The 250-nt window shown below is 47.2% G+C and carries 1 protein-coding gene; it reads left to right on the top strand.

Annotated features, from left to right (window positions below):
• On the top strand, positions 1–250 hold a 250-nt coding region (locus tag P8629_RS12405), incomplete at both ends, for a hypothetical protein (protein WP_442908717.1).

The following is a 250-nucleotide window of genomic DNA, read 5'->3' as shown; positions in this document are numbered from 1 at the left end:
GCCAACACTGAAATTGCGCGTTGGGTTGAAAATCATGAGCAGCAATCGGAGTTACTCGGAGGGGCCGGTGAAGTTTTGGCGCGGACGAATAACGACCGTAATGTCAGTCAAACATTATTAGATTTACAGTTTAGCCATTCGCAAAAAGAAGGCCATAAAGTGGCGACCAATCTTTTACAAGAGCTAGGCAAAGTCGCTCACTTACATAAAGCGGAGCCTGTGAATGCCAGTCTGGCGGTATTGAAGTCGC

The organism is Hydrogenovibrio sp. 3SP14C1, assembly GCF_029625905.1.
Lineage (GTDB): Bacteria > Pseudomonadota > Gammaproteobacteria > Thiomicrospirales > Thiomicrospiraceae > Hydrogenovibrio.
Note: the sequence above shows the minus strand (reverse complement) of the source record. Positions and strands in the feature narration are given on the sequence as shown.